The sequence below is a fragment of the Billgrantia tianxiuensis genome, assembly GCF_009834345.1.
Taxonomy (GTDB): domain Bacteria; phylum Pseudomonadota; class Gammaproteobacteria; order Pseudomonadales; family Halomonadaceae; genus Halomonas; species Halomonas tianxiuensis.
Window position 1 is genome coordinate 1337943 of record NZ_CP035042.1, and the last position, 26869, is coordinate 1364811.

30 protein-coding genes and 1 pseudogene are annotated in these 26869 nt (G+C 63.0%); 25 read left to right on the forward strand and 6 right to left on the reverse strand.

The genetic code is table 11. The features are described from left to right. Positions 1–4 precede the first annotated feature (4 nt). Genes EKK97_RS23625 through EKK97_RS06350 form a run of 6 tightly spaced genes read left to right on the forward strand, consistent with a single transcriptional unit; the run spans position 5 to position 5477 of the window. On the forward strand, positions 5–673 hold the full coding sequence (locus EKK97_RS23625) for an NADH-quinone oxidoreductase subunit K (protein WP_201297020.1): 669 nt from the start codon (positions 5–7) through the stop codon (positions 671–673). Further along, complete coding sequence (locus tag EKK97_RS06330) at positions 670–2163, forward strand: complex I subunit 5 family protein (protein ID WP_159550382.1); 1494 nt, start codon at positions 670–672, stop codon at positions 2161–2163. Before EKK97_RS23625 ends, EKK97_RS06330 begins: the two co-directional genes overlap by 4 nt. Beyond that, positions 2160–3665 carry a proton-conducting transporter transmembrane domain-containing protein gene (locus EKK97_RS06335; RefSeq protein ID WP_159550385.1) on the forward strand — a complete coding sequence of 502 codons (1506 nt, stop codon included), beginning with the start codon at positions 2160–2162 and terminating at the stop codon, positions 3663–3665. Before EKK97_RS06330 ends, EKK97_RS06335 begins: the two co-directional genes overlap by 4 nt. After that, on the forward strand, positions 3662–4654 hold the full coding sequence (locus tag EKK97_RS25325) for a proton-conducting transporter transmembrane domain-containing protein (protein WP_159550388.1): 993 nt from the start codon (positions 3662–3664) through the stop codon (positions 4652–4654). The genes EKK97_RS06335 and EKK97_RS25325 overlap by 4 nt, the downstream gene beginning before the upstream one ends. After that, positions 4567–5154 (forward strand): hypothetical protein, encoded by a 588-nt coding sequence (locus tag EKK97_RS25330; protein ID WP_159550390.1) that lies wholly within the window; start codon positions 4567–4569, stop codon positions 5152–5154. The genes EKK97_RS25325 and EKK97_RS25330 overlap by 88 nt, the downstream gene beginning before the upstream one ends. Continuing rightward, entirely contained in the window at positions 5136–5477 is a 342-nt protein-coding gene (locus EKK97_RS06350; RefSeq protein WP_159550393.1) for a hypothetical protein, read from the forward strand. The genes EKK97_RS25330 and EKK97_RS06350 overlap by 19 nt, the downstream gene beginning before the upstream one ends. A gap of 26 nt (positions 5478–5503) precedes the next feature. Here EKK97_RS06350 and EKK97_RS06355 read toward each other — a convergent pair whose 3' ends face one another. Further along, the gene (locus EKK97_RS06355; RefSeq protein ID WP_159550396.1) at positions 5504–6916 is read right to left on the reverse strand and encodes a PhoH family protein; all 1413 of its coding nucleotides are present in this window, start codon (positions 6914–6916) and stop codon (positions 5504–5506) included. Between the two features lie 605 nt (positions 6917–7521). Between EKK97_RS06355 and EKK97_RS06360 the strand changes: the two genes are divergently transcribed. The 5 genes and pseudogenes from EKK97_RS06360 to EKK97_RS06380 all read left to right on the forward strand — a co-directional run bounded on the left by EKK97_RS06360 (position 7522) and on the right by EKK97_RS06380 (position 10563). Continuing rightward, positions 7522–8208 (forward strand): cell division protein ZipA C-terminal FtsZ-binding domain-containing protein, encoded by a 687-nt coding sequence (locus EKK97_RS06360; protein ID WP_159550399.1) that lies wholly within the window; start codon positions 7522–7524, stop codon positions 8206–8208. A 113-nt stretch (positions 8209–8321) separates the two neighbouring features. Beyond that, positions 8322–8848 (forward strand): annotated as a pseudogene (locus EKK97_RS06365) (AAC(3)-I family aminoglycoside N-acetyltransferase). A gap of 19 nt (positions 8849–8867) precedes the next feature. After that, positions 8868–9422, forward strand: a complete 555-nt coding sequence (locus EKK97_RS06370; protein ID WP_159550402.1) for a GNAT family N-acetyltransferase — start codon at positions 8868–8870, stop codon at positions 9420–9422. A gap of 19 nt (positions 9423–9441) precedes the next feature. Next, on the forward strand, positions 9442–10062 hold the full coding sequence (locus EKK97_RS06375; protein ID WP_159550405.1) for a LysE family translocator: 621 nt from the start codon (positions 9442–9444) through the stop codon (positions 10060–10062). 90 nt (positions 10063–10152) lie between these two features. Beyond that, positions 10153–10563: a VOC family protein gene (locus EKK97_RS06380; protein WP_159550408.1), complete on the forward strand. Its 411-nt coding sequence runs from the start codon at positions 10153–10155 to the stop codon at positions 10561–10563. 15 nt (positions 10564–10578) lie between these two features. Here EKK97_RS06380 and EKK97_RS06385 read toward each other — a convergent pair whose 3' ends face one another. After that, the gene (locus EKK97_RS06385) at positions 10579–11037 is read right to left on the reverse strand and encodes an Lrp/AsnC family transcriptional regulator (protein WP_159550411.1); all 459 of its coding nucleotides are present in this window, start codon (positions 11035–11037) and stop codon (positions 10579–10581) included. A 125-nt stretch (positions 11038–11162) separates the two neighbouring features. Between EKK97_RS06385 and EKK97_RS06390 the strand changes: the two genes are divergently transcribed. The 3 genes from EKK97_RS06390 (at position 11163) to EKK97_RS06400 (ending at position 13465) form a co-directional block, all read left to right on the forward strand. Next, positions 11163–12167 carry a nucleoside recognition domain-containing protein gene (locus EKK97_RS06390; RefSeq protein WP_234286499.1) on the forward strand — a complete coding sequence of 335 codons (1005 nt, stop codon included), beginning with the start codon at positions 11163–11165 and terminating at the stop codon, positions 12165–12167. 213 nt (positions 12168–12380) lie between these two features. Continuing rightward, positions 12381–12758, forward strand: coding sequence for a CidA/LrgA family protein (locus EKK97_RS06395; protein ID WP_159550414.1), 378 nt, complete (start codon positions 12381–12383; stop codon positions 12756–12758). After that, on the forward strand, positions 12755–13465 hold the full coding sequence (locus tag EKK97_RS06400) for an LrgB family protein (RefSeq protein ID WP_159550417.1): 711 nt from the start codon (positions 12755–12757) through the stop codon (positions 13463–13465). The genes EKK97_RS06395 and EKK97_RS06400 overlap by 4 nt, the downstream gene beginning before the upstream one ends. 71 nt (positions 13466–13536) lie before the next feature. Here the strand turns inward: EKK97_RS06400 and EKK97_RS06405 are convergent, their stop codons facing one another. After that, the gene (locus tag EKK97_RS06405; protein ID WP_236551383.1) at positions 13537–14052 is read right to left on the reverse strand and encodes a LysE family translocator; all 516 of its coding nucleotides are present in this window, start codon (positions 14050–14052) and stop codon (positions 13537–13539) included. Between the two features lie 281 nt (positions 14053–14333). Here EKK97_RS06405 and EKK97_RS06410 point away from each other — a divergent pair, with 281 nt between their 5' ends. From EKK97_RS06410 to EKK97_RS24360, 4 genes are all read left to right on the forward strand, one after another. Beyond that, the gene (locus EKK97_RS06410) at positions 14334–14822 is read left to right on the forward strand and encodes an Lrp/AsnC family transcriptional regulator (protein ID WP_201297021.1); all 489 of its coding nucleotides are present in this window, start codon (positions 14334–14336) and stop codon (positions 14820–14822) included. A 24-nt stretch (positions 14823–14846) separates the two neighbouring features. Continuing rightward, entirely contained in the window at positions 14847–15419 is a 573-nt protein-coding gene (locus EKK97_RS06415; protein ID WP_159550420.1) for a sugar O-acetyltransferase, read from the forward strand. Between the two features lie 180 nt (positions 15420–15599). Beyond that, entirely contained in the window at positions 15600–16019 is a 420-nt protein-coding gene (locus EKK97_RS06420; RefSeq protein ID WP_236551384.1) for a DUF1801 domain-containing protein, read from the forward strand. Continuing rightward, positions 15974–16165, forward strand: coding sequence for a YdeI/OmpD-associated family protein (locus EKK97_RS24360; protein ID WP_236551444.1), 192 nt, complete (start codon positions 15974–15976; stop codon positions 16163–16165). Before EKK97_RS06420 ends, EKK97_RS24360 begins: the two co-directional genes overlap by 46 nt. A 59-nt stretch (positions 16166–16224) precedes the next feature. Here the strand turns inward: EKK97_RS24360 and EKK97_RS06425 are convergent, their stop codons facing one another. Beyond that, entirely contained in the window at positions 16225–17622 is a 1398-nt protein-coding gene (locus EKK97_RS06425; RefSeq protein WP_159555709.1) for an aminotransferase-like domain-containing protein, read from the reverse strand. Between the two features lie 158 nt (positions 17623–17780). Between EKK97_RS06425 and EKK97_RS06430 the strand changes: the two genes are divergently transcribed. The 3 genes from EKK97_RS06430 to EKK97_RS06445 all read left to right on the forward strand — a co-directional run bounded on the left by EKK97_RS06430 (position 17781) and on the right by EKK97_RS06445 (position 20493). Next, positions 17781–18953 (forward strand): MFS transporter, encoded by a 1173-nt coding sequence (locus tag EKK97_RS06430; protein ID WP_159555710.1) that lies wholly within the window; start codon positions 17781–17783, stop codon positions 18951–18953. A gap of 517 nt (positions 18954–19470) precedes the next feature. Then, positions 19471–19935 carry a GNAT family N-acetyltransferase gene (locus EKK97_RS06440; RefSeq protein WP_159550426.1) on the forward strand — a complete coding sequence of 155 codons (465 nt, stop codon included), beginning with the start codon at positions 19471–19473 and terminating at the stop codon, positions 19933–19935. 84 nt (positions 19936–20019) lie between these two features. Next, positions 20020–20493 carry a GNAT family N-acetyltransferase gene (locus tag EKK97_RS06445; protein WP_159550429.1) on the forward strand — a complete coding sequence of 158 codons (474 nt, stop codon included), beginning with the start codon at positions 20020–20022 and terminating at the stop codon, positions 20491–20493. 9 nt (positions 20494–20502) lie between these two features. On the opposite strand, the gene EKK97_RS06450 is transcribed toward EKK97_RS06445, so the two are convergent. Continuing rightward, entirely contained in the window at positions 20503–22317 is a 1815-nt protein-coding gene (locus EKK97_RS06450) for a PHA/PHB synthase family protein (protein ID WP_234286496.1), read from the reverse strand. 300 nt (positions 22318–22617) lie between these two features. Between EKK97_RS06450 and EKK97_RS06455 the strand changes: the two genes are divergently transcribed. The 4 genes from EKK97_RS06455 to EKK97_RS06465 all read left to right on the forward strand — a co-directional run bounded on the left by EKK97_RS06455 (position 22618) and on the right by EKK97_RS06465 (position 25756). Beyond that, entirely contained in the window at positions 22618–23643 is a 1026-nt protein-coding gene (locus EKK97_RS06455) for an efflux RND transporter periplasmic adaptor subunit (protein ID WP_201297022.1), read from the forward strand. A gap of 181 nt (positions 23644–23824) precedes the next feature. Next, positions 23825–24901, forward strand: coding sequence for an ABC transporter permease (locus EKK97_RS06460; RefSeq protein WP_201297023.1), 1077 nt, complete (start codon positions 23825–23827; stop codon positions 24899–24901). Continuing rightward, positions 24877–25029 carry a hypothetical protein gene (locus tag EKK97_RS23630; RefSeq protein WP_201297024.1) on the forward strand — a complete coding sequence of 51 codons (153 nt, stop codon included), beginning with the start codon at positions 24877–24879 and terminating at the stop codon, positions 25027–25029. The genes EKK97_RS06460 and EKK97_RS23630 overlap by 25 nt, the downstream gene beginning before the upstream one ends. Further along, positions 25022–25756 carry an ABC transporter ATP-binding protein gene (locus tag EKK97_RS06465; protein WP_159550432.1) on the forward strand — a complete coding sequence of 245 codons (735 nt, stop codon included), beginning with the start codon at positions 25022–25024 and terminating at the stop codon, positions 25754–25756. The genes EKK97_RS23630 and EKK97_RS06465 overlap by 8 nt, the downstream gene beginning before the upstream one ends. 98 nt (positions 25757–25854) lie before the next feature. Here the strand turns inward: EKK97_RS06465 and EKK97_RS06470 are convergent, their stop codons facing one another. Next, complete coding sequence (locus EKK97_RS06470) at positions 25855–26865, reverse strand: S1C family serine protease (protein WP_159550435.1); 1011 nt, start codon at positions 26863–26865, stop codon at positions 25855–25857. Between the last annotated feature and the right edge of the window lie 4 nt (positions 26866–26869).

Consider the following 26869-nt stretch of genomic DNA (forward strand, 5'->3'; position numbering starts at 1 on the left):
CCCAATGCCGCCATTCCAGGAGATGCTGCTGGTAGCCATTCTGCTGCTGCTGGCAGCGTTGACGCTGTTCGATCGCCAGTTGATGCGGGCCTGCTCGTGGTTCGTGGCCTTCGCCCTGGCGGTTGCATTGGCCTGGGCTCGGTTGGGCCTGATCTGGCTGGCGCTGCTCGAGGCCATGCTCGGGGCTGTCCTGACTAGCGCCTATCTCTTCCATGCCCTGGGGGTAACGCTGCACTTCCGGCGACCCCGCGGCTTTTTCACCCGCTGGCATGACCCCGCTGCCCTGACGTGGTGGCGTGCCGTGGCGCGGCTGCTGCCGGCACTGGCGGTTCTCGCCATGCTCGGCTTGGCCCTTTCCGCACTGGGAGTGAGCCCAACGGGATCGTTGCGTCCCGCCGGCCTTGGCTTGCTCGGGCTGGGACTGTGGGCCTTTGCCCTGCATCGCCACCTGCTGCGGCGGCTATTGGCGTTCAACGTCATCGGTACGGGCATTTTCCTGATCCTCATGTCCTTGGCGGGAGAAGGGGCCGTGGTGGCTGGCCAGGGACTGGTGGTGACCGGGCTGGTCGTGGCACTGCTGGGGACGGCGCTGGGAGCGTTGCTGATTCGTCGGCTCGAAGGCTTGGGGCCGTCGAGCCACATGACCCCGGCGAAAGGCGACGGCACGTCATGATCGAGCGCTTCGGCCTGGCAAGCGACCTCTTCGGCCATCTGAATGGCCCGCTGGTGCTCCTGGCCATGCTCGGCCTGCCGCTGCTGCTTGGGCTGTTGGGGGGAGCGCTGCGGCCTGCGCGTAGCTGGCCCGTTGCCCTGCTGGGGCTGTTGCCGCTGTCGGCCCTGATCTGGCTGGCGGCAGCGGTGGCCGGCGGGCCAGGCCAGTCGTGGACGCTCGAGCTCGGGAGTCTCGTGCTGCATTGGCGCGTCAATGGCCTCGTCCTCGTGCTGTTGCTGCTTACCCAACTGATCGTGCTGGCGAGTGCGCTCTATGCGCCGACCTATCTGCGCGACGTGGTGCATGCCACGCGACGCAGTCAGGCCTGGTTCTGGCCGCTGCTGGGGCTGCTGGCTGCCAGCCTCTCGTTGATCTGGCTGGCGGCCGATCTGCTGCTGCTCTACATCGGCCTGGAGCTGATGGGGCTGACCGCAGTAGGGCTGTTGCTGCTGCCGGGCAAGGCTGACGCCTTGATAGCTGGGCTGCGCTACCTGCTGCTGGCGTTGGTGGGTTCGCTGGCCTTCCTGCTCGGGGTCGCGCTATTGCTGGGGGCCTGGGGGCGGCTGGACCTGGCGGGCCTGGCACAGGTGGCTGAAGAGGGTGTCGTGCTGTGGGTGGCCATGGCGCTGCTCAGCGCGGGTCTGCTGCTCAAGGCGGCGGCCTTTCCCCTGCATGCCTGGCTGGCGCCGGTTCACGCTTCGGCCTGGATCCCGATCAGTGCGCTGCATGCGGGCCTGGTGATCAAGGCATCCTTCTTCATCGCCCTGCAGCTGTGGCTGGTGCTGGCACCCGCCGCCGCGGTGGCGGCAACCCTGGTTGGCGTGATGGCCGGCGCAGCAGTGATATGGGGCGGTCTCATGGCCTGGCGCGCGGCAAAGCTCAAGGACGTGGTGGCCTGGTCTACCGTCTCGCAGCTGGGCTATCTGCTGCTGGCGTTTCCGCTGCTGGTGGGCAGCGATCCGGCCGTCGCCGCGCTGGCCTGGGACGGTACCTGGCTACAACTGGCCGCTCATGGCCTGGCCAAGGCGGCCATGTTCTTCGCCACGGGGAACCTGATCCTGGCCACCGGCGAGTCCCGGGTGGAGGGGCTCGCCGGTGCCAGCCGGCGCTTCCCGCTCGCGTTGCTCAGCTTCGGCATCGCGGCGATCAGCCTGGTCGGCCTGCCGCCAAGCATGGGCTTTACGGCCAAGTGGCTGCTGCTGCACGCCGCCCTGGCGGGCGACCACTGGGGCTGGCTGGCGGTGCTGGCCATCGGCACGCTGCTCAGCGCTGCCTATGTGTTCCGCGTGTTCCGCTACTCCTTCGTCGAGGATGCGCCCACGCTCGACTTCCGTCCGGTCCCCTGGGGCATGGACACGATCGCCCTGGTGCTGGCGCTGGCGGCACTGCTGCTGGGCCTGGTCGCGGAATGGCCCTTGGCGCTGCTGCGTGGATCGGGAGGTGGGGCATGAGCCAGGCCTGGCTACCGGTGATCACTCTGGCTACCTCGCTGCTGGTGGCGCCGCTGATCTTCGCCTTGCCGGAGCGGGCCTCGCGGGCACGGGCCGTGGTCAACCTCTCTGCCGCCGTGCTCAAGCTGCTGCTGGTCGCGCTGATGGTCTGGGGGCTGTACCAGGGGCGTCATTTCACCTTCGGCTTCACCGTGGTGGAGGGCGTCAGCTTCCTGCTCCAGGCCGATGCCCTGGGGTTGATGTTCGCCGGCCTCTCGTCGTTGCTGTGGCTGGCCACCACGACCTATGCCATCGGCTATCTGGAGGACTCGCCCAACCGCAAGCGCTTCTTCGGTTTCTTCAGCCTCTGCGTGGCCAGCACCATCGGCATTGCCCTGGCCGGCAACCTGTTCACCTTCCTGCTGTTCTATGAGTTGCTGACGCTTTCCACCTACCCCCTGGTGGTGCACCGCGGCCACGATAAGGCGCTTGCGGCGGGCACGGTCTACCTGCGCTATACGCTGACCGGCGGTCTGGTCCTGCTGCTTGGCGTGGTGGCACTGCACGCCCTGGTGGGGGACGTGGCCTTCGGCCAACGCGAAGTGCTGGCCGACCTCGGGCCGCAGGCCCATCCCATGCTCACCGTGCTGTTCGTGGTGCTGCTGCTGGGGCTCGGAGTCAAGGCCGCGCTGGTGCCGCTGCATGGCTGGCTGCCGCGGGCGATGGTGGCGCCGGCACCGGTCAGTGCGCTGCTGCATGCGGTGGCAGTGGTCAAGGCGGGGGCGTTCGGCATCGTGCGTCTGGTCTACGACGTCTACGGCATCTCGCTCAGCCACGAGCTGGGGCTGTTGTCGCTGCTCACCACCATTGCCGTGGTCACCATCCTGTTCGGCTCGGTGAAGGCCCTGTCGCAGCAGGAGCTCAAGCCCCGGCTGGCCTACTCCACGGTCAGCCAGGTCTCCTATATCGTGCTCGGCATCAGCCTGTTCGGCCCGTTCGGCACCATTGCGGGGCTGGTGCACCTGATGCACCAGGGCCTGATGAAAGTCACGCTGTTCTACTGCGCCGGCAATTATGCCGAGGAACTCGGCATCCATCGCATCGACGAACTCGACGGTGCAGGAAGGCGCATGCCGCTGACCAGCCTGGCCTTCACCATCGGCGCGCTGGGCATGATCGGACTGCCGCCGGTCGCCGGCTTCATCACCAAGTGGTACCTGGGCATGGGAGCGGTGCAGGCGGGCATGCCCTGGGTCATTGCGGTGATCGTCACCAGCAGCCTGCTCAATGCCGCCTATTTCCTGCCCATCCTGCATCGCTTGTGGTTCCGCCAAGGCCCGGCCCACGGCCGCGGTTCCTGGCCCGAGGAGCGCAACCTCGGCCGCTTCGAGACCAGCGCCTGGCTGTTGCTGCCTACCGCTGCCACGGCGATGTTCAGCATTCTCGTTGGGCTGCTGGCGGGAGTGCCCTTCAGCCCGCTGGACCTGGCGACCTTGATGGCGACAGGGGAGTACTTGCCATGAGCATGTGGCTGGCTCTGGCGCTGCTCTGGCCGCTGCTGCTCATGCTGCGCAACGGCATGTGGCTGGCCATGGAGCAGGGCGGCATGCGTCGCGCCGGACCGCTTCCGGAACTGATCGACGCCTGGTGGTTGACGGCGCCGCTGCCCGCTTTGCTGTTGGCCCTGGGGCCGGGAGAAGCGACGCTGGCAATGGAGGGCTGGCTGTTGGGTGGCCTGTGGCAGCTCGACGAGATGCGCCGGCCGTGGCTGACGTTCAGTGCCTTGCTGTGGTTCCTGGCCGGCTGCTACGCGCGTGGCTATCTTGCCGGCGAGCAGCGCCAGGCCGAGGCCGGCGACGGAGAGAGCTTTCGTCGGTTGGTGGGGTTCACGCTGCTGTGGCCGCTGACGCTGGTGGGCAATCTCTTGCTGATCGTGGCCGAGGACATCCCCAGCTTCTACCTGGGCTTTGCCACCATGACCCTGGCCGCTTATGGCCTGGTGGTGCATGCCGGGCATCGTGATGCCCGGCTAGGCGGGTTCTCGTACCTGGTCATGGCGTTCTTCGGCGAGGCGCTGATCCTGGGTGGACTGCTGTGGTCGGCGGGCAGTGCGGAAGCCATGACCTTGACGGAACTGCGTGCGGCTATCGCCGAGGCTGAGCAGGGGCTGTGGATGGCCACCCTGCTATGGCTAGGGTTCGGGGTCAAGGCGGGGGTGATCGGGCTGCATGCCTGGTTGCCGCTGGCCCATCCGGTGGCGCCTACGCCGGCCAGCGCCGTGCTCAGCGGCGTCATGGTCAAGGCGGGCGTGCTGGGCTGGCTTAGTACGCTGCCGCTGGGTGTACCCGAGGCGGGGCTGGCTCCCCTGGGCCAGGCGATGACTCTGCTGGGGCTGGCGGGGCCTTTGTTGCCGCCGCACTCGGCGTGGTACAGCGCCACCCCAAGGCGGTGCTGGCCTATTCCAGCGTCAGCCAGTTGGGCATGCTGGCCAGCCTGGTGGGCATGGGGCTGAGTTCACCTTCCCTGTGGCCGGCACTGCTGGTGCCGGTGGCGCTGTTCGCCGGTCACCACGGCATGACCAAGGGCGCCCTGTTCCTTGGTGTCGGTATCAGTGAGCATCCACCGCGTCTGCCAGCCTGGCTCGTCTGGTTGCTGTTGGCGCTGCCGGCGCTCTCGCTGAGCGGTGCGCTGGCCTCGGGGCTGATCGCCAAGGGCGCCATGAAGGAGGCCCTCTACGCAGGCGGCCACACCTCGTTGGTCACCTTTCTCAGCCTGGCGGCGGTGGGGAGTACCGTGCTGATGGCCCGGACGCTGTGGCGCCAGTGGCGGGAGCGTGGCGAAGACTCCACCTCCTGGCGCTCGCCCATGTCGCTGTCCTGGTTGTTCGCCGTGTTGGTGGCGGCCGCGGTGCCGTTCTGGCTTCCCCTCGGTGAAGGCGTTGCTTGGCCGCCCATGAAGGAACTGCCTGGATTGCTGTGGCCGGTGGCGCTGGGTTGGTTCTGGCTGGCCTGACGCTGCTCGCGGCGAAGGCCAGGCAAGGTGAGGCCAGGCAAGGAGAGTGGCGCTTCACGGCCTGCCTGAGACCAGGCGACCTGTGGTGGGGCTATGCCGCCTTGGCACGTGGGATCGCGGCCAGGCTTGGCAGGCTGGGTGCCACGCTGGAGACACGTAGGCTCGGTATCCGCTCAGCCTTGGCGCGGCGGGAGCGTCGGACGGTCGCCTGGCTCGACGAGCTGACCCGCTACGAGCGTGGTTTCGTCCACCTGGCCGTGCCGCTGATGGTTGCGGTGGCAGTGCTGTTGTTCCTCGGTTTCCTGCTGGCTGGACCCAGGTAGGCCCAGCCAGCAGGGCCGGTTCCTCGCTACAGCAGTTCCTCGCCGGCCAGTGCCAGACGCGAGCGCTCCACGCTGCGCAGGGTCACGTGGCCGGCATGGGCCCAGTTGCTGAAACGCTGTACTACCGCCGCCATGCCGCAGGTGTTGGCGGTGAGGTAGGGGGTGTCGATCTGGCCGACATTACCCAGGCAGACGATCTTGGTGTTGCGCCCGGCTCGGGTGAGCAGGGTCTTGAGCTGCTTGGGGGTGAAGTTCTGTGCCTCGTCGATGATCAGGAAGGTGTCGTTCAGCGTGCGTCCGCGCATGAAGCCGGGAGCGCGGATCTGCACGCGGGAGCCGATCAGGCTGCGCGTCGCGTCCTGGCTCCAACTGGTGCTGCCGTCATGCTCGTCGCGCAGCAGGTTGTCCATGTTGTCGTGGAAGGCACCCATCCACGGTGACATCTTCTCCTCCTCGGTACCGGGCAAAAAGCCGATGTCCTCGCTCATCGAGATGGGGGCCCGGGTGAACACGATGCGCTCGAAGCGCTTGGCATCGAGGGTTTGCTGGAAGGCTGCCGCCAACGTCATGAAGGTCTTGCCGGTACCGGCGCTGCCAGCAATGGTGACCAGGTCGACATCGTCGTCCATCAGCAGGTTCAGGGCGAAGTTCTGGCGGCTGTCGTGGGCATGCACGCCCCATACGCCATCCTTGTGGCGATAGTTGGTCAACAGTTGCAGCCGTGCCTGGGTGGGGCTCAGCTCGCGCACGATGGCCTCGAAGCTGGCACCGTTCTCGCTGTCCGATACCAGCATGCCCAAGTGCCAGTCGCTGGGTATGCGACCGTCCAGGCGATAGAAGGTGCGGTGGTCGACTCGTTCCACCTCGACCTCGACCTCCATCTGGCCCCAGGGGCCGCTGCCACCTTCCGCATCGGGATAGATGCGAACGCCCTCGAGCATGACATCGCTGTCGCTGAAGGCGCGGTCGGTCAGGTAATCCTCCACCGGGACATTCAACGCCGTGGCCTTTACCCGCAGGTTGATGTCCTTGGTGACCAGGATTACCGAGGCGTCGGGCCGCTCGTCGCGCAGCCGGCAGGTCTCGGCCAGCAGTACGTTGTCGGGGCTCTCCGCGAGGTGCTCCAGTGGCTCCAGTTCGGGGTAGCAGAGAAACCGAAGCTTGCCGAGCGTGGCGCCGCCGGCCCGGGGGATCGGTATGCCTTTCTGGATTTCGTCGAAGGTGACTTGATTGGTGAGGTCGGAGAGGGTGCGGCTGACCTGGCGGGCGGTGCGAGCGATCTCGCGCAGGCCATTCTTGTGCTTGTCGAGTTCCTCGAGCACGGTCATGGGGATGACCACCTCGTGTTCCTCGAATTGATACAGGGCGGTGGGGTCATGCAGCAGGACATTGGTATCCAGTACATACAACCGCTTGGCTTTCTTGTCGAGTCGTACCATCGGGGCAGGGCTCCTGAGTTGACGGCACCTACAACACTGGCCTTCACATCATTCCATTGGTATGACAGTCCGGCTCACTGGCGGCCAGTGTCACTTCGCGGGCGTGGCTCCTTATATGGCTTTCGTTACCTAAAGCATGGAGTCTTCCGGCTTCGGTTGCCATCGAAATACTTCAACGCAAGGCTCGAGAGTGGCAACCGCAGCATATCGCGGTCCTGCTCGAACATCACTCCATCGCCGGCAAGGTCGACTGGAGCCGAGCCCATGGCGAGCAGCAAAGGAAGAAAAGTCGTGCTAACGTTGGTTGCGCATATAGCGTTACTAAGCGTAACGGCGTAAGGTAGAGCAAATAACAAATGGCCCGACACGGCATTACCTGCACGAATGTTGATTCGTGCGATTGGGAAGGTGTCACGGCGATAGGCTCTGTTTGAAAAGTTGGCGAGCGAAGGCCAGACAAGGCAAAAAAACGGCGAAAAGAGCAGTTTACGTGTTGTAAGGGAGTGCTTTAAGCCGATTTTTTTACGCCATATGGCCAAGTGCAGCCGGTTTCGGACAGAGCCTGGGGAATGCCTCGTGGGCCAGCACAGGCAGAGGTACGCAGGATGGATCCGGTCGTAGCGGTACTGATCGTAGCGGGAGTGGCGTTGCTGCTCGCGCTAGTGTGCATGGTGGCCTTTCTCAAGAGCCGTAGTGTTCGTAGTGAGCTCACGGAAACGCCTTTGGCAACGCGCCGAATGGCAGAGGCAACCCAAGTGGAGGTGCCTGAAACGGTACCCCTGCCGGCGGCAGGCGCTCAGTCGGAGCCGGAATCGGAGCCGATGCGCCGCTTCCAGGTCGCCTCGGGCAAGGAAATCAAGCAGTGCCTGTTCGTGATACTCGACTGGCCCGGGTTGGATACCAATCGCCGCCTGGCTCGCCTGCTCAAGGAATACAACGCCAACTACGACGCCAAGCTGGGTGTCTACAAGATCCGCGATCCTCTCGCGGGCTATAAGCTCACCATCGCCAATTCATCACCACCCGGCACCCTGCCGCCCATTCATGAAGGCGACGACCAGCCGATCGTCAGCGGTGTCTCCATCCTTATCCACTTCGTCAGCAAGCGCAGCGTGGCGCGCAACCCCGAGACGCTGATCGACATCACTCAATCCATTGCCGCCATCGGGGGCCATATCCTCGATGCCGAACGCAATACCGTCAGCGAAGAGGAATTCGAGCAACTGCGACAGCATGCGCAGAACTCGAAGGCCGTCACTCATGGGCGCGGCACTCCTCATGAGGGAGGCTGATGGCAAGAAGCAGGGCCGAGTCGACGCGTCTCTCTCGGCCTTGTTCTAAACTGACAGGCTATCTCCGCCCGCACCGCCCTATGGATAAGTAAGCACGAATGGACCGTGAAACAATGACCCCCGTCCTGAATGATCCTGACCCTGACGCTACGAGTCAGGCCCGGGTGCAACAGCTCACCGCAGGCGATATCTCCACGCTGCATGACTTGCTGACGGTATTCGGCGATGCCTTTGGCGAACCGGACACCTACGGCGTTGCGCGCCCTGGCCGCGCCTATCTGGAGCGTCTGCTGGGACGCGATAGCTTCATCGCCCTGGCGGTCCTCAAGGGTGCCGAGGTGGTGGGGGGCTGGCGGCTTACGAGCTGCACAAGTTCGAGCAGGAGCGCAGCGAGATCTATATTTACGATTTGGCGGTGGCAGAAGCACATCGACGCGAGGGCATTGCCACGCTGTTGATCGAACGACTCAAGACGATAGCAGCTCAGCGCGGCGCTTATGTCATTTACGTTCAGGCGGATCTCGGCGATACGCCGGCCATTGAGCTTTATTCGAAACTCGGCGTTCGCGAGGACGTGCTGCATTTCGATATCGCGGTGCCGCTAGGGACCGCATCAGCCAGCGCCGAGCACGAGATGTGACGCTGCCAGGGAGGGCATGATGTTCGAATTGGAAACGCCGCGCCTGTTCCTGCGCCCGCTGGCGACCAGCGATCTGCCGGAACTGGCTGCAATATTGGCCGATCCCGAAGTGATGCGCTACTCGCTGCGCGGTGTTTGCGACGAGATGGCAACCCGCATTTTTCTCGATTGGTGTTTCGACTGCTATATCAATCATCGCACGGGACCGCTGGCACTGGTAGACAGGAACAGCGGCGAATTCGTCGGTTTCTGCGGGGTATCTCCGGAAAGAGTGAAGGGCAGTGCGGTATTGAGCCTGGGCTACCGGCTCGCCAGGCGTTACTGGGGCCAGGGGCTGGCTACTGAAGCCGCAACCGCAGCGCTCGCCCATGCTTTCGAAGAGCGACGCTTCAATTCTGTCGTTGCCATCGTAGAACCGACGCACATTGCCTCGTTGCGGGTAGCGGAGAAGGTGGGGTTCGGGCGCTTCGAAACGTGCGAGTTCCACCGGCGCCCGGTGCGCCTGTATCGAATGCGGCGAGCGCAATGGCTGCAGCGCTTGACCGTTAACGCCGACGAAGCGGGCATGGACTGACTCAATAACAGGAAGCGACATGAACCTGACGACCTTGTGGCTCTTCATCCCGGCCTGTTTCGCGTTGAATCTGGCACCGGGCCCCAATAACCTGCTCTCCATGAGCAACGCCAAGCGCTACGGCGTGAACGTGGCCTGCCTGGCGGGCATTGGTCGCCTGGTGGCTTTCATGGTGATGATTGCGCTGGCGGCCTCCGGGCTTGCTACGCTGCTGTACGCTTCGGAAAAACTGTTCCTTGCCGTCAAGCTGCTGGGGGCCGTCTACCTGTTCTGGCTGGCCTACCAGCTGTGGTTCGCCGCGCCTGGTGAAGAGCGGGAGTTGGAAGGACGGCAGCGCAGCCTGCTGGGATTGGCGCGCCAGGAATTCCTGTTGGCCGCCGGCAATCCCAAGGCGATCCTGATCTTCACCGCTTTCTTGCCGCAGTTCGTCGACCCGACCGGTCACGTTGCCCTGCAGTTCACCATCCTGGGGGCGCTGTTCCTGCTGCTCGAATGGATCGCCATCGCCGGTTATGCCTATGTCGGTGCCTTCCTGCGTCAGTGGTTCTCCCGTCCCGCCATGAGACAGCTGTTCAATCGCGGCTGCGCGACCTTGCTGGCCAGTGCCGGGGTTGGGCTGCTGGTCGCTCGGCGGCAATGAGGTTCAGGCATTCTTGCAGGTGAGGGCGTAAAGCTTCGCTGCCTCCACCAGCGGCGTGTATCGGTTGGGCGATGACAGGGGAGGGAAGACATGAAGCCACGCATCAGCATGATCACGCTCGGTGTCCGCGATCTCGCGGCATCGATTCGGTTCTACGAACAAGGGCTGGGCCTGCCGCGCATGGAGTCGCCGCCGGAAGTGGCCTTCTTCACCCTCAACGGCACCTGGCTGGGACTCTACGGCCGTGAGGCGCTGGCCGAGGATGCCGGCGTTTCGCCCGAGGGTAGCGGCTTCACCGGTATTGCGCTGGCGCACAACCTGGCCTCCGAGGCCGAGGTCGACGAACTGCTGGAGCAGGCCGTCGCCGCCGGTGCCAAGCTGGTCAAGCCGGGCCAGAAGGTTTTCTGGGGCGGTTATTCCGGCTACTTCGCCGACCCGGATGGCTATCTCTGGGAAGTGGCGCACAACCCCTTTGCCTGGGTCGGACCGAAGGACGAATAGCGCCCTCCTGGTGCGCTAATCGCCCAACGGCAGCCGCGTCTCGAACTTGGTGCGCTTGCGCGAGATCAGCGTACGGAACTTGTGTACGTCGTCGCTGGCATCCAGCTCGCGGTCGCAGAAACGATCGTAGCTTGCCATGTCGGGTACGCTGACGATCAGCACGAAATCCACCTCGCCGGTGACCTGGTAGCATTGGGTCACCTCGGGGGCCGCCTCCACCTGCTTGATGAAACGACCGTAGAGGGCCTTGTCGTCGCGCGCCATGGTGACTTCCACCACCATGTGCAGGTTGGCGCCAAGGGCTTCGGGGGCGAGAATGGCCACCTCGCGCTGGATGACGCCGTTCTCCTTGAGGCGCCGAACGCGCTTCAGGCATGCCGTGGGGGAAAGCCCGACCCGCTCCGCCAGGGCCTGGTTGGTCAGGCTGGCGTCGCGCTGTAGCTGATCGAGTATCCTCAGGTCGAGTCTGTCCATGGTGCAGGAAATTTCCCTCGCGCCCTTCAAAAAGCCACATTCTTCCCCTTTCGTGCCAATAACGCCATCGCCTTGTGCGGTATATGCGTAAAGTAAGCGGCTGACTACCTGACGGATACGCACCCATGGCAAGACGACTCGCCGCGATGCTTTTCGGCACGACCCGGCAGTTATTGCGCGAAGCCTGGTCGGTCTACCTGGCCCTGCTCAAGGTAATGGTGCCGGCGCTGCTGATCGTGAAAGCACTCGAGATGCTGGGCATGACCGAACTGCTCGGCCACTGGCTCTCGCCGTTGATGACCCCGCTGGGGTTGCCCGAGCCGCTGAGTGTGGTGTGGGCCGCTACGCTGTTGACCAATATCTATACCGGCCTGGTGATCTTCTTCGAAGTCACGCGGGATACGCCATTGACCGTAGCGCAGGTCACGGTGCTGGGAGCCTTGATGGCCGTGGGGCACTCGCTGCCGATAGAAGGCGCGGTGGCGCGCCTGGCCGGTGTGCCCTGGTGGCTGACCGTGCTGCTGCGCGTCGGCGGTGCTTGGCTGTTGGGTTGGCTGCTGCACCTGAGCTACTCGCTGGGCGGCTGGCTGCAGCATGCCAATCATGTGGTGTGGGAGCCTTCGACCCAGGAGGCGACGCTGGCGGCCTGGCTGCAGGGGCAAGCGATAACGCTCGCGACTATCTTCGTGGTGATACTGGCGTTGATGGCATTCCTGAAGCTGCTGCGCCGGCTGGGCGTGGAGCGGCTGATTCACAAGCTGCTCTATCCGCTGCTGCGATTGCTGGGAATCGGTCCGGCGGCGGCCAACATCACCGTGATCGGGATTACCCTGGGGCTCAGCTTCGGTGCCGGCCTGCTGCTGCGTGAGGCGCACTCGGGACGTCTGACTCCGCGGGACATCGTGCTCACGCTCTGTTTCCTCGGCCTGTGCCACAGCCTGATCGAGGACACGCTGCTGATCATGCTGATGGGCGCGGACCTCTCCGGCCTGCTGTGGGCGCGGCTCGCTTTCGCACTGGTGGTCATCGCCCTGCTGGCGAGGCTGCCATGGTTGAGCCGCGCGGAGCTGCCATCTTGGATGTTCTCTTCGCGGGCGGTGGCGGGGGGCGAGTCGCGCAGCGAAGGGTAGGGTGGCCCCCCACTGCCCATGGGCCAGGCGCTGCCAGGTAGGTGAATGCTTACTGGGGAGGAGGCCGTTGCATGGGCGGGACTGGGGTTAAGGTCAGGAGCATCCACGCGTAAACGATAGCATGGTAATCTTTCCTGAAACGCACCCGTCCTGGCTGCCTGACTCTTCGGAAGCCACTAGCGGACACACCTTCCCGGGCCGAATGGAGCTGGCATGAAGCTGTTGCGTGGTTTCCTGTGGTTGCTTGCCTTTCAACTGCTCGGCCACGCCGCCGTCGAGCTACTCTCGCTGCCGGTCTCCCACGCCATGGCCGGGCTGCTGTTGCTGCTGGCCTGGCTGTTGGTGAAGCGAAGGCTCAACGAGAGTGTGGCCACGGCCAGCCAGGCGCTGATACCACTGCTCGCCATGTTGATCATGCCCGGCGTGGTGGGCGTGTTCTTCGTGATCGATGAGTTCGCTGGTCACTGGACGGCGATCATGCTGGCCCTGGTGGTCGGCACCTTCCTCAGCGTGCTGACCACGCTTCTGTTGATGCGACGCTTCATGCCGCGGGAGGCCGCGGACACCGATACGCGGGACCGCCAGTTATGAGCGAGCTGCATGCATCGTTGCTGAACACCCCCATCCTGGCCGTCGCCCTGACGCTGGCGGCCTATCTCGGTGGCGTACGCCTGTTCGAGCGGCTCGGCCGGCCGAGCTGGTGCCCGGCGGTGCTGATCGGCGCGCTGTTGACGGCAGCCGCACTGTGGCTGCTGCGTTACGAGTACATCGACTATCAGCGCAACGTGGCCTGGCTGACCCTGCTGCTGGGACCCGCCACCGTGGCGCTGGCGGTGCCGCTCTACCAGCAGCGCCAGCATATCTTCGCCCTGTGGAAGCCCATCCTGTGCTGCCTGCCGCTAGCCGCGGCGCTGGCGGCGCTCTACGCCGTTCTGATCGCCTGGCTGCTGGGGGCGCCGCCTACGGTGCTGGCCTCGCTGGCGCCGAAGTCGGTCACCGCGCCCATTGCCATGGGAATTCTGGAGCAGCTCGGCGGCTCGCTCTCGCTGATGCTGGGCGGTTTGCTGATCACCGGCGTGCTGACCACCATCTTCGTCTCGCTGCTGGCCAAGTGGCTCAAGATCGATGACAAGCGGATTCTCGGTTTCGCGCTCGGCGTGAACGGTCACGCCATCGGCATCGTGCGCGCCTTCGAGCTTGGCCCCACCGCCGGCGCCTTCGCCTCGCTCGGCATGAGCCTGACGGGTATCTTCACCGCGATGCTGCTGCCGCTGGTGTGGCGGCTGCTGGGCTTCTGAGCTTTGCCCTAACGACGTCCCATTGCCGCCCCCGCCCGTGTATGCCGGGGCGTCAATTATCCCAACCGAATTCAGCCGCTCAACGCCAGCTTAGTACCGAAGCCCATCAGCGAAGTGGCGAACAGCCAGCGCTGGAAGCGCCGCGCGAGCGGATGACGTGCCATCCAGCGGCCCAGCGCCATGCCAACCGCCGTATAGAACAGATCGAAGATCAGCCCGACGCCTACCAGCACGATGCCGAGCAATGCGAATTGCAGCGCCACCATGCCGGCATCGGCGTGCATGAATTGCGGCAACAGTACCGAGCAGAACAGCAGCGCCTTGGGATTGGCAATGTTGGTCAGCAAGCCGCGCTGGAATGCCAGGCGGTAGGAGCGCGGAACAGGTGGCTGTGGTGTAGTGGTTGCGGTTTCCGACCACATATCGGCGCGGGCAAGCCGAATGCCCAGCCAGACCAGATACGCGGCGCCAATACCTCGCATGATGTCGAACAGCAGCGGAGAAGCCTTCAGCAAGGCGGCCAAGCCCACGGCGGCCAGGGCCACATGGGCACCGCGGGCCAGCCCCAGCCCGCATGCCGTTGCCAAGGCAAGGCCCCGCCCTGTCGGCTGGCAGTCTGCAGGATCAGCACCATGTCCGGCCCAGGAACCAGATAAGCAATGACAAGCGCGGCCACAAACAGGCTCAGATGTTCCATGGATGGCCTCCAGGTTGCAACGAGAGGTTGGTGCGAGAGATTGGTGCGAGAGGGCGGATCTCGATGCCTCCAGAATAAGAAATGCGACCTTGAGGCGTGTTGCGTAGTTGGCCTGTATTGCGTCTATTATTGGCATATTCATCACCTAAACCCGAGGCAGGCTTGGCAAACATGCCAAAAATGAAACTCGACAATCTGGACCGCCGGATCCTGTCGGCCTTGCAGCGAGATGCTCGGCTGACCAACGTGCAACTAGCCGAAGAGGTGGGCCTGTCTCCCTCACCCTGCCTGCGTCGCGTGCGCCTGCTCGAGGAGAAGGGCATCATCAAGGGTTACCACGCCGCGCTGGATCGCGGTGAGGTGGGGCTGGGGCTAACCGTATTCGTGGACATCAAGGTTCGACAGCACCACGACGAACTGGCCCGGGCGTTTCGGGAGGAGGTGGTCAAGCTGCCGGAAGTCGTTTCCTGCCATCTGGTCTCGGGCGAGGCCGACTTCCTGCTGCAAGTGGTGGTGCCGGACCTGGCCGCCTACGAGGCGCTGTTGCAGGACAAGCTGTTGAAACTGCCTGGCGTTAGCGACATTCGCAGCAATTTTGCGATTTCGACGGTGAAAGCCCCATCGGCTCTGCCGTTGGGGCACCTGCCGCACCCGGGGTGAAGCGGCTACGACAAGGGAGAAGTGATGAAGAGCGAAAAAGAGAAGATGCTGGCCGGTGAACTCTACAATCCGCGCGATGCCCAGCTCCTGAGCGAGCGCCACCGCGCCCGCTTGCTGGCCAAGGCCTTCAACGACACCGGCGACGACCAGGGCCAGGAGCGCAAGCGGCTGCTGAGTGAGCTGTTCGGCGCCATGGGCAAGGGCACCTTCATCGAGCCACCCTTTTACTGCGACTACGGCGGCAACATCACCCTGGGCGAGCGGGTCTTCTTCAACTTCAACTGCGTGATCCTTGACGTGGCGGAAGTCACCATCGGCAATCACACCATGTTCGGTCCCAACGTACAGGTCTATACCGCCACCCACCCGCTCGATGCCGAAGAGCGCCGCAGCGGCCTGGAATCCGCCAAGCCGATCACGATCGGCGACGACGTATGGATCGGCGGTGGGGCGATTCTCTGTCCCGGCGTCACCATCGGCTCCCGCACGGTCATCGGTGCCGGCAGCGTGGTGACCAAGGACATTCCCGAGGATGTATTCGCCGCCGGCAACCCCTGCCGCGTGATACGCCCACTCGGGGATGATGCGACCCGCTGAAACAACTCAATTCCTCGGCACGGACGGCAACTTGCAAAGCCGACTGGCGGCACTCAGAGAAAAACCCTATGAAGGAATGGAGTGGTACGTTTAACGGCCTGTAGAGGTAAGTAAGTGCTGACTGGGTAGGCTCCATCGCCAATAACGAGAACAAGGACAATGAACGATACCAATCCGAAAGTGGAAGCCTTGCTGGGCCAGCCGCAATGGCATGAAGAGCGGGAAAAGCTGAGAGCGATAGCGCTCTCCTGCCAACTGAGCGAAAGCGTCAAGTGGGGAAAACTCTGCTACTCGTTTCAGAACGGCAACGTGGCCATGATCTTCGGCATGAAAGAGTACTGCGCACTCGGCTTTTTCAAGGGCAGCCTGTTGAAGGACCCCGAAAGGATCCTCGTTGCCCCCGGAGAACACTCCCAGGCGATGCGCCAGGTCCGCTTCACACAACTGAGCGAGATCGAATCGCAGGCCGCCGTACTTGAAGCCTATCTCCTCGAGGCCATTGAGCTGGAGAAGGTCGGCGCCAAGGTGGACTTCAGCGAGAAGCATGAGCTGACATACCCGAAGAACTCCAGGCGGCTCTTGACGCAAGTACTGCGTTAAAAGCCGCCTTCGAGGCGCTTACGCCTGGTCGGCAAAGAGGCTACATCCTGCACTTCTCCAGGGCCAAACAATCCAGCACGCGAGTGTCGCGGATCGAGAAGTGCACACCCGATATTCTTGCGGGAAAGGGGCTGAATGGCCGCTGAAAACTGGCATGAGGAGTTAGTGAGCACTTACTGGCGGGATACTTGCTCGATAGGAGAAGTCATGGCCCGATAGGCTCACTAATGAACGACCGCGCTCTTGCATCGTTCATGTAGGCCACGTTGAGCCGCACCCAGGGAGAGTCGCCGTCCTCTGGTAGAAATAGATGGCCGGGCGAGAGCGTAATCCCCCTCCGCTGTGCGTACTGCACGAGCTGAGTCGAGGAGTGGATCGCTGGATGGCGTGCCCAAACGAACATACCGCCTGCCGGCTCGAGGAAGAGTACCCAGCCGGCTTTTTTAAGCTGTGTGAGAGTGGAGGCCATCTGTTCCGAGAGCTTTGTCCTGAGACGCTCCGTCAGCTTCCTGTAGCTGCCGTTTTGAAGCATGGTGGTAACGACTTGCTCTGCAAAATGTGAAGCGGAAATACTGGTCAGCATCTTGATGTCGACCAGGGGTTTCAGCAGAGGCTGCCTAGCGATGATAAAGCCAACTCGCAGCGAAGATGAAAGGCTCTTGGAGAAGCTGCTCAGATAAATGACCCGGTTCAGGTCATCGAGCGACGCGAGGCGAATGCTGGACTCATGCTGAAAATCGGCATAGATGTCGTCTTCCACGACTTGGAAATCATGGGCTTCGGCCAATTGCAGTAGGCGATGGGCAACGGCTGGCGCCAAGATGGAACCCGTAGGATTCTGAAAGACGCTGTTCACGAAGAACAGCTTCGGCTTGTGCTGTGCCAGAAGCGCTTCCAGATGCTCGATATCCGGCCCGTCCGCCAAGCGCGGCACGCCGACGACCTGGATGCGTTGCAAGCGCAGCAGACCGAGCAGGTTGTAATAGCCCGGGGACTCGACGAATACCACGTCACCAGGCTCAAGCAACAAGCGCACCAGAAGATCCAGCGAGTGGCTGCCTCCACCGGTCATCAGTATTTGATGGGCATCGGCACGGATGCCCAGCAGACGCACGCGCTCCTGAATCAACCCGCGTAAATCCAGCGGGCCCAGCGGCGTGCTGTAATCGAAGATGCCTGAGCGGCTTTGCCTTGCCACCTGGCGAATGGCGTAGGTCAGATCATCGCCCTCGCGCCAATGGTTGGGCAGCCAGCCGCAGCCCAGCTTTAGGTGACTTTCGTCAGCCTTGAAGAGGCTCCACATGGCATTCGTGAAATCCTCCAGTTGGCCCGGTGACCGGGCCGCCTTGGCCAGGGCCGTTGGGGCCGTCGCTGCGACATAGAATCCAGAGCCTGGCCGGGAGCGGACCAATCCATATGCCACCAGCCGTTCGTAGGCTTCGATCACGACGTTACGGCTTATTCCATGTTCTGCAGCCAGCTGTCGTATCGAAGGCAAACGACTGCCGCCGCCTCCGCCGTTACTCTCGATCCAACCTTTGAAGCTCTCGACTAGCTGTTCCACCAGGGGCTGGTTCGAATGCTTGTCCAATTCCAACTTCATCATCGGCACGCCCCACGACAACCGTACAAGAAAAGCCTGGAACAGCTTATCGGTAATTGACGAGACCGTACCTTTCCATGCGCAGCATGCAGATGCAATTGTTCAGCTTCTGCCATACAGCCGCTCGCATCGATCCCTTGCTGCAAGAGTCTCTCTCCATGTCCCGATCCCATCCTGCCCGCCTTGCTTTTGCCCTCTGCACGATCACGTCAGCGGTCAATCTGCAGGCGCCCCTTTACGATGCCTTGGCAGCGCGTAGCGGAGCCGGCGTGGGCGCCACGACCGTTGCGTTTGCCTGCTATGTGGTCGGTATTCTGCCGGTGTTGCTGGGCTTCAATGGGCTCGCCGAACGGGTAGGGCGCAAACCGTTGATCGTCACTGCGCTAGTGTTGTGCCTGGCTGCCACGGCGTTGACTCTCGCAATGCCAGGCTTGATTACCCTGGGTATCGCACGCTTCATGATGGGCATTGGCACGGCGCTGACATCGACAGTGGCGCCCGCCTATATGCGTTCGCTGTTTGGCGGCGGGGACAGCCGGGCTCCGGCCAACTGGGTTACCGCCAGCACAGCGTTGGGGTTCGGGCTCGGTGCGGCCGTCACCGCTCTGTTCGTGCTTCACGTGCCGAGCCTGACACCGCCGAGCTTTTGGCTTTATCTGGGTGCCGCTGCTTTGGCGCTGGTGTGGGTGCTGACGCTAAAAGACGATTCACCAAGGCAGACCGGGGCCGAGATGTTGCGTTTGCCGGCTTTTCCACCGGGCGCCTTTGGTTATGGGCTCGCCATATTGTTGGCATGGGCAAGTGTGGGGCTGGTCATTGCGATTCTGCCCTCGACGTTGGCCCAGCATGGCCTATCGGGCTGGGCCGGTTTTGCAACGTTCGGCGTTTGCAGTTGCGGCGTGCTGTTCCAACCATGGGCAAGGAAACTAGCGCCACAAATAGCTACTCAACTGGGCCTGATCATCCTGCCCTTGGCATATGGCCTGATTGCCTGGGGCGCGTTGCAGGGGTACTTGGTCGCCGTACTGGTTGGGACTGTCGCGGCAAGCAGTGCCTGCTATGGTTTCATCTATCTGGGGGGATTGAGCGGTGTGCTCGACTTGGCTGCGGAACAACCGTCTCGGGCAAGTGCCGGTTACTTCCTGATGGCTTATCTTGGTTTCAGTATTCCCGTCATTACCACAGGGGTGTTGGTCGATGTTTTCGGTCACACCGCTGCGCTGGGAATCTTTGGCATGGTACTGCTTGGCAGCGTGATCGTGACGCTTGGCATTATCCAACGTGGCCGTGGATTGATCTGCAGTGCCGATCTGGCAAGGCTCGACAGGTGAGTGAGCGCTGACTGGGGCTTGTGAGTATAAAAAGTGGTAGGCTGAAGAAGTATGCTGCCGAATAATTAAGAATAGTTAATTTTGACGTGGGGGAACTATGGTCACGTGCTATCTGAGATACATCATCGATCCATTCAAGCTGGAAGAGTTTGAGCGCTATGGGAAGCTGTGGATTCCCTTGGTGGAGAAGTTCGGTGGCAACCACCATGGATATTTTCTTCAACCCGATACCGGGAGGCAGGTTGGGATCTGACCTATGTACAGTTCAAGTATGCAGGCGTCAAAATCGAGGTAGGGAGTGCCGCTGGAGCGAACATCTTCGATAAGGCAAGCCAGGCATGGGTTCCGCTTGAGATAGATTTCTCTCGCTACGAAACCGTGAGCTTGCTCGCGGCAGAGCTTCCGTTAATGCTCAAAGAGGATCTAGTTCGATATAAGCTGGCGTTGTCACGACCAGTGGACATAGAAGATATCCGTGCGATCCAAGGGTGAAGGTAGCATGCTGAGGAAAAGTGCGATGCAAGACGGAACGTTGGCTTTGGAGGCTGTGTCATTCGAAGAGCTGGAAATTATAGGCGCAATGGAAGCCGGTGAAGCACGGGACTACATCATTCCGTATAGCCTGGAAAAGCATCAGCAGGAATTCATGAAGCCCGCCGTGATCTACAAGGCTATTCGCCATGGAAAAATTCGCCATGGAAAAAATCCGGCTGGCTTTGTCATGCTGGCGCTAGACCCGGATGGTGTGAGCGTTGAGCTTCGCCGAATCGTCGTGCCAAACCCGGGGCGTGGCATCGGTGTGCGTGCTTTGGAAGCCGTTCGAGAACTGTGCCGCAGTGAGTTAGGAAGAAAGCGAATCTGGCTGGACGTTTTCGAAACCAACTATCGTGCCAGGCATGTGTACGAAAAAGTGGGTTACTCATGCTTTGGAAAAACCGAGCATGAAGGGCGAACTCTGCTTCTGTACGAAACCTTGATATAACGAAAAGAGGCGTTCACTGCGTGCCCTGTTCTGGTTTTTACTCTGTGCAATGAATAGCCTTGAGAGCCATGAGGGGCGACACTGATGGTGACGATTCGACCTTACTGCCAGGCAGACTGCGAAGCACTCCGAAGCCTGGTTCTCTGCCTGCATGAGACCCTGCGGCCGTTCGATGCTGATCTTGCACCCGGCGATGAGATCATCGAAGGCTATTTCCAAGAGCTGATGGCAAAGGTAGAAAGCACGAGCGGTGCGGTATTCGTTGCCGAGGATGGCAGCGAATTGGTCGGATACGTGTGCCTTTGGGGTTACGTTTCCCCCGATGACCCGGATGAGAGGCCGGACCCATTCAGCTTCATGGCGGAACTCTTCGTCCGGCCAGAGAGCCGCCATCTCGGAGTGGGGCGCTTACTCGTGGAGCAAGCGGAACGCTATGCTGCCCAATGTGGCACCTACAAGGTCGAGTTAAAGGTGCTGGCACGGAACGAACAGGCCATACGCTTTTATGAAGCGCTGGGCTATGAGCCCCGCGTGGTGGTGATGAGCAAGCATTTCTAAGTCCTCCGCTCATGGCGCCAGCACGTAGTTTCCCGGAGCATCGGCCAGGGGTGGGTACTGCTGGCTGCCCATGGCGGGCGGCGCCAGCTGTTCGCTGGAGTGGGCCGCCAGCCACTGATGCCAGGCCGGCCACCAGGAGCCGTCCTGCTCGGGCGTGATCTGCTGCCAGGTTTCCGGGTCCAGGTACGCCTTGCCATGCCGTGGCGTATCCATCCGGAAGCGGCGCCCGGTGTGCCCCGGCTCGCTGACGATCCCGGCATTGTGGCCGCCGCTGGTCAGCACGAAGGTCACCTCGTCGGCATCTGCCAGCAAGTGGATCTTGTAGACGGATTTCCAGGGAGCCACATGATCGGCAGTCGTGCTGACGACGAACAGCGGCGCGCGAATGTCTTGTATCACGACGGGCCGATCGTCTACCCGATAGTGGCCGTTGGCCAGGTCGTTGTTGAGGAACAGCTGGCGCAGATACTCGGAGTGCATGCGGTAGGGCATGCGGGTCAGGTCCGCATTCCAGGCCATGAGGGCGTTCATGGGCTGACGTCCGCCCAGCAGATAGTCGTGTACGATACGCGACCAGATCAGATCGTTGGAGCGCAGGATCTGGAACGCGCCGGCCATCTGAAAGCCGTCGAGATAGCCCTGATCCCACATCATGTTTTCCAGGTAGGCCACCTGGCTTTCGCCGATGAACAGCATCAGTTCGCCGGCCTCGGTGAAGTCCACCTGGGTGGCCAGGGTGGTAAGCGACGCCAGCCTGTCGTCGCCATCCCGCGCCATGGCGGCCGCGGCGATGGAGAGCAGCGTGCCTCCCAGGCAGTAACCCACGCCGTGCACCTTGCTGCCGCCCGTGATGGCGGAGACCGCGTCCAGCGCCGCCATCGGCCCCAGCCGGCGGTAGTCCTCCATGCCCAGGTTGTGTTCCTCCGAGCCCGGGTTGCGCCACGAGATCATGAACACGGTATGACCCTCGTCCACCAGGTACTTGACCAGGGATTGGGCGGGAGTGAGGTCGAGAATGTAGTACTTCATGATCCAGGCGGGCACGATCAGCACCGGCTCGGCGTAGACCTGTTTCGTCGTCGGGGTGTACTGGATCAGCTCGATGAGTCGGTTTCGGTAGACCACCTTGCCGGGAGTGATCGCCAGGTTCTTTCCCACACGGAAAGCTTCGGCGCCGAACGGCGGCTTGCCGGACACGGCCCGCTCCCAGTCCTCGATGAAGTGCTGCCAGCCGGCCACCAGGTTCTGCCCGCCGGTCGCAAGGGTGGCAGCGACGACCTCCGGGTTCAGCCACGGGGAGTTGGAGGGTGAGTAGCGGTCAAGTATTTGACGGGTGATGAAGTTCACTACCCGTTCGCTGTCGGGCGAGAGGCCGTCGATGTCGCTGGTGGCGTTGTGCCACCATTGCTGCGTCAAGAGAAAGGACTGGTAGATCAGGTTGTAGGGCCAGCGCTGCCACTCCTCGCCACTGAAACGTCGGTCCTGCTCCAGGGGTTCGATACAGGCGCAGGCGCTGGGTTCGAGAGCCTGACGACTGATGTAGTGGCCGAAGCGCGTCAGCTTGCGAGCGTACTTCTCGCCCAGCTCCAGTTGCTTGCCAGGAGAGAGCATCAGGTGAACCAGCCACTCGAAATAGACGCTGGCCAGGCCGGCAGGGGTGATGCCGGCGGTCAGCCTGGCCAGGTTGGCCTTGAAGGCTCGATCCAGCGCATGGGTGGAGTAGAACCCCGGGTTGGGGCGCTCCGCGGTGGATGGGAGTGCCACACAGGGTGCGGGCCTGGGGGCGATATCGGGGTCGGGCGAGTTTCGAGCATCCTGCGACATGGGTATGGCCTCCGGTTCGAGGCGGAATGGCTACCGATGAAACCGCTGCGGTGTTGAATTGGCCAAGCACAAGTATTGCAGGCTTTGATGCTCCGACCATTGATATTCATCAAACTTGCCGGGTATCAATGTTTTTCTGTCGACCTTTCGACATATGCTGATGACAAGGTCCCAGACGGATCGCATTGCTACCGTAGTGCGAGACACTGACTGCCGATGAATTCCCCGCCATGAAACCGCCCGGAACGGTGCTCACTTCCTGACTTCGCGCGATGGATGGCGGCAGTACGTGAGATGCCCATGAGCCGATGGATCGTTCTCCTCGCTGCGCTGGTTGCCATGATGGCCGCAGGGCTCGTCTACTGGCGGATGCCTGTCGCTGCCACGGCGTATGAAGTGAAGGAGAGCGCGTTGACCCAGCAGGTGGTGGCCAGCGGCCGGGTGGTGGCCTCGTCGCGGGCACAGATCGGCAGCGAGATCGTGGGTCGGGTGACCGAGCGCCTGGTACGCGAAGGGCAGCAGGTCGAGCCCGGCGACATCCTGGTGGTGCTCGATTCATCGGAACTTGCCGAGCGCGTGCAGGAGACCCGTGCGGCACTCCGCCAGTTGGAGAGCGCACGGCGGCCCCAGGCCGAGGCCGGGCTTGCCGACGCCAGGGCGCATTTCGAGCAGGCCCGGCGCGAACATGAGCGTGCGCGCCGCCTGGTGGAGAGCAACATGGTCTCGCGTCAGGCGGTAGAGCAGGCCGAAGAGCGCGAAGCCGCGGCCCGGGCCGCCTTGGAGCGTTCGCGCCTCGACGTAGAGGCGCTGGCGCCGGGCGGGGCGGAGGAAGCGCTGCTGCGGGCACGGCTGGCCGCCGCCGAGGCCGCCCTGGAGCGTGCCGTCATCCACTCCCCGGTCACCGGCACGGTACTGACCCGTAACGTGGAGCCGGGGGATGTGGTGCAGCCCGGCAGGGTACTGCTGGAGATCGCTCGCACCGGGCAGCGTGAACTGCGGGTGCCATTCGACGAGCGACACCTTGGCCAGCTCGCCGTGGGGCAGCGTGCCCGCTGCGTCACCGACGCCTATCCCGACCAGCCGTTCGACGCCACGATCAGCCTGATCGCGCCGATCGTCGACGCCGCCCGCGGCACCGTGGACGTAAGGCTGGTCATGGAGGAGGAACCCTGGTTCCTGCGCGAGGACATGACCGTCTCGGTCAATGTGGAAACTGCGCGCCGTGAGCGGGCGCTGGTCGTGCCCAACGATGCCCTATTCGGGTCGAGGGCGCCTCTGCCCGAGTGTACGGGGTCGAGGCGGGCCGTGTTTCACCTCGCAGCGTGACCCTGGGGCTGAGGGGGCTGCTCCACACCGAGATCACTGCTGGGCTGACGGCGAGAGAGATCGTGCTGGCCGACCCTGGTCTCAGCCCGGGGCAGCGTATCCGGCCCCGCATCACCGACCACCCGGAGCAGGGGGCGCCCGCCCCGTCCCGGGAGCCTTTTTCCTTCATTCGGTGACGCTCATGTGGATCGAAGGGTTCATCGCCTGGAGCCTGTTGCGTGATGGCCGCGCCCAGAGCGCCCTGATGCTGGTCGGCATCATGGTGGGGGCAGCCGTGGTGGTCTTCATCAGTGCCCTCATCACCGGGCTGCAGGCCAACATCATCGAGCGCACCCTGGGCACGCAGGCCCACATTCGCCTGCTGCCTCCCGAAGAGTTCAATCGCGTGCTGTCGCTGCAGGAGCCGGCGCCGATCGTCCTGGTGCTGGAGGACCGCAGGCCGCAGCGCCTGCGCTCCATCGACAACTGGCAGGCGCTGGTGCCCGTGCTCGATCGCTGGCCGGGCGTGATCGCGGTATCGCCGACGATCAGCGGTCCGGCCCTGGCGGTGCGTGGCAGCGCCAATCGCTCGGTATCGATCATCGGGGCCGACGCGGAGCGGCTGCGGGCCATACTGCCCATCGCCGATCACATGGTCGAAGGCGTGTTCCGGCTGCGTCCCGGAGAGATCCTGATCGGCCGGGAGCTGGCCGATGACCTGGGCCTTCAGAGCGGTGGCCGGATACGCCTTGACACCGCCGGGGAGGGCACCGTGGTCATGACCGTGGCGGGGATCTTCGAGCTGGGGGTACGCGAGATCGACAATCGGCTCATGTACCTCGACCTGGACGAGGCTCGCAGCCTCCTCGACCTGCCCGGGGGCGTGACGGCGCTCGAACTCACCGTCGCGGAGGTGTTCGCTGCCGACCAGCTGGCGCTTCGCCTCGGAGCGCTGACCGGGCAGCGCGCAGAGAGCTGGATGGAGACGAATGCACAGCTGCTCAATGCACTGCGCTCCCAGACCCTCTCCACGACCATGATTCGCAGCTTCGTCAGCCTTTCGGTGGCATTTGGCATCGCCAGCGTGCTGGCGGTCAGCGTGGTGCAGCGAACCCGCGAAATCGGCATTCTGCGGGCAATGGGCCTCGGCCGGGGGCGAATCCTGCGCGTGTTTCTGATCCAGGGTGCGCTGTTGGGGCTGGTCGGCGGGGATTGGGGGCGCTGTTCGGCTCGCTGCTGGTGCTGGCCTTCGACGTGTTCGGTCCCCGCCTGTTCGTGATCGGCTTCAATCCATGGCTCATTCCGGCGGCCATGGCGCTGGCCGGTATGGCGGGCCTCGCTGCCGCCGCTTGGCCTGCCAGCCGCGCGGCCCGACTCGACCCCGCAGTGGCCATCCGCCATGTCTGAGAGCCATGAGATTGAGAACCACGAGGTTCAGGGCAACGAGGTGCTGCGGCTGGCCGGCGTGTGCAAGGCCTATGACATAGGCACCCCGGTGGAGAACGAAGTGCTGCATGCGATCGACCTTCGCCTCGATCGCGGCACCTTTGCCAGCCTCACCGGGCCCTCCGGCTCGGGCAAGAGTACGCTGCTCAACCTCATCGGCCTGCTCGATACCCCGACCGCGGGAGAGCTGTTCGTGCTCGAGCGACCGACCAGCGCCATGGACGATCAGGAACGCACGGATCTGCGCGGCGGCACGATCGGCCTGGTCTTCCAGTTCCATCACCTGATCCAGGCCTTCAGCGTGCTGGACAACGTGCTGATGCCCCTGATGATTCGGCAAGGTCGGCCGACCGGGGCGATGATCGACAGGGCCAGGGGATTGCTGGCCGCGGTAGGACTGGCTGCCTTTGCGTCCCGGCGGCCCAACGAACTCTCGGGAGGCCAGCAGCAGCGGGTAGCGATCGCTCGGGCCCTGGTCAGCGAGCCGGTGCTGCTGCTGGCGGACGAACCCACCGGCAATCTCGATACCGCCAGTGCCGATGAAGTGTTCGAGCTGTTTCGTCGCTTCAATGCCGAACACGATTGCGCGGTGCTGATCGTCAGTCACGACCCGAGAATTTCGGCGCGTTGCGACCGGGTCATCGAACTGGTGGATGGACGTATCGTTCGCGACGAAGCGAAGCGATGAACGGCCGGCGGATCCCACCGTGGCTCCCGGGTGAGACGGTTGTTGTAAGCACTTAGGCTGCATGATGCGAGAGCTTCAACTGCCCTACATGAGTCGTATCAGTTCGCTTCAACCGGCTCGATCATCACATTGAGTAGCTCAAGCCTGCGGATGAACATCAGCCTGACAGCTATTCCTGGCTTGTGCTCCGCCAACGACCGTTGCAGATCGTCGACGCTGAACAGGGGGTTTTCATCGATGGCGACGACGAGGTCGCCCTCCTTGAGGCCGGCCTTGCTAGCCGGGCCTTGCGGATCCACCATCATTATTTCGGCGGCTGTGTCTTGCTCCAAACGGTGCAATCGGGCTAAGCGCCGATCCAATTTTCGGTCACGGGCGTGGAAGCCCAAGTAACTGCGCTTTACCCGACCGTGCCTGATCAGGTGAGACACCACCCACTTGGCCGTGTTAGCAGGTATGGCGAAGCCGATCCCTTGGGCAGCGGTAATGATGGCTGTGTTGATGCCGATCACGCGCCCTCTCGAGTCCAGCAGCGGACCACCAGAGTTTCCGGGGTTCAGGGGGGCGGTGTGCTGGATGACGTTTTCGATAAGTCGTCCATTCTGACTCCGGAAGGCGCGTCCGAGGGCGCTTATGACACCGGTGGAAACGGTCGACTCGAAACCCAGCGGATTGCCCATGGCAATAACCAACTGCCCAACACGAAGTTGGCTGGAGTCTCCCAGCGTGGCGTAGGGGAGAGCGGTGGCCTCGGCCCGTAGAACAGCCAAATCGGTGTCGGGGTCTCGACCCACCACTGCAGCTGTGGTTTTTTGTCCGCTGGTAAAAACCGTCCTCAGTTGTTTGCTTTTGCCGACCACGTGGCTGTTGGTCAGCAGATAGCCATCCGGAGCAAGGATGAAGCCCGAGCCTGCGCCTTGTTGCTCGACACCGCCATGGCTCGGGTTACCACTAGTGAAGAGGCTGACCACAGCGGGACCCACCGCGTCCACTACGGCGATGACGGCTCGCGAGTAGGCGTCGAGCATCTCGACCTCGGGAGTCGTCTGCGGGCTCACTTCATGACAAGCGTGGCCCTTTTCTTCGCCTAGCTCCTCGTCGGGTAGCATGATT